This window comes from Methylocucumis oryzae (assembly GCF_000963695.1).
Taxonomy (GTDB): Bacteria; Pseudomonadota; Gammaproteobacteria; order Methylococcales; family Methylomonadaceae; genus Methylovulum; species Methylovulum oryzae.
On record NZ_LAJX01000306.1, the window covers coordinates 1 to 1,204 of the forward strand.

The following is a 1,204-nucleotide window of genomic DNA, read 5'->3' on the forward strand; positions in this document are numbered from 1 at the left end:
TGGCTCAAGGATAACTTTGGAAAAATTACCGACTTGGCCCAACAGTCGTATCGATGAGTTGCTGCCTTTTGCAACGGCAAATTCCGAGACAGTTAAGGATCAGAATGTCTTTTAGAAAACAACGTGGCTAGATTGAACGGTTACGGTGATTTTGGCGGTACTGACTTAATAGACGGCTTACAGCTAGAATCCTCGCCGTTTAGTTCCGGTTTGTCGGCCGTGTCATCATTAAGGCTTAACTATCAGTTGACGATTACCGGTGATATGAATTCTCACATGACGCCTGTTCCGGTGTCTGCGGCGTGTTATTTCATGTTATCGGCTTTAGGGCTGGTTTTGCTACGTCGTCGAGCGAGATGCCGTTGAGTTCTTTATGAAGCACAACCACCGGTTAGCCGGTGGTTGTGGCTTTTAGCGCTAGTAGGAAACCCCATCCAACGTACCGAGCTACCAAGTGGTTTTCCACATGGCAAGAATTTAGATGACTGCGTTGCATGTAAGCAGTATACGCAGACGCATTGGAAATAATTATTGTTGGGTTAATTCGCTTAACCCAATAAAATGATTGCTAAGATTGGGTTATAGCAGAGACCCATAACCCAAACCTTATTTTAGTCCGCTTGTCTTCTTAAAAAGGCCGGAATATCTAAGTAATCCAAATCACCTTCTTTTTTGGTTTGAGCACCGAAAGAACGTGATTCCCGGTTATCTGCTCTTGGTGCAGTATTACCGCGTGCTAACGGTGATTTGTCGTAGCCGTCGTAATTAGGCATATCACTCGCTTGGCCTTTAAGGGTTTTATTAAATGGCAAGACGGATGAAGGCGCACTAACCGCTTTGGCCGGTTGCCCCATACCTGTTGCAACCACAGTGACTTTGATACTGTCATCTAACGTAGGGTCTATCGCCATACCGATTTTGATAATCGCATCTTCTGAGGCAAATTCGTGCACGATTTTGCCCACTTCATCAAATTCTGCCATACCCATATCGGACGCTGTGATATTAACTAAGATGCCGCGCGCACCTTGTAAACTAATATCTTCTAACAGAGGACAAGCAATCGCTTTTTCGGCTGCTTCTCTAGCACGATACTCGCCAGTTGCGGAACCTATACCCATAATCGCAGCACCCATGCTAGACATGACTGTTTTTACGTCAGCAAAGTCTACGTTAATCAAACCAGGATGGACGATTAATTCAG

At 45.1% G+C, this 1,204-nt stretch carries 1 protein-coding gene and 2 pseudogenes; 2 read left to right on the forward strand and 1 reads right to left on the reverse strand.

Translation table 11 applies throughout. The annotated features are described in order from the left end of the window. Positions 1-115 (forward strand): annotated as a pseudogene (locus VZ94_RS33380) (transposase domain-containing protein); the annotation flags it as partial. 8 nt (positions 116-123) lie between these two features. Beyond that, positions 124-366, forward strand: coding sequence for a hypothetical protein (locus VZ94_RS20700; RefSeq protein ID WP_131655665.1), 243 nt, complete (start codon positions 124-126; stop codon positions 364-366). 245 nt (positions 367-611) lie between these two features. Here VZ94_RS20700 and VZ94_RS20705 read toward each other — a convergent pair. Next, a pseudogene (locus VZ94_RS20705) lies at positions 612-1,204 on the reverse strand (cell division protein FtsZ); the annotation flags it as partial.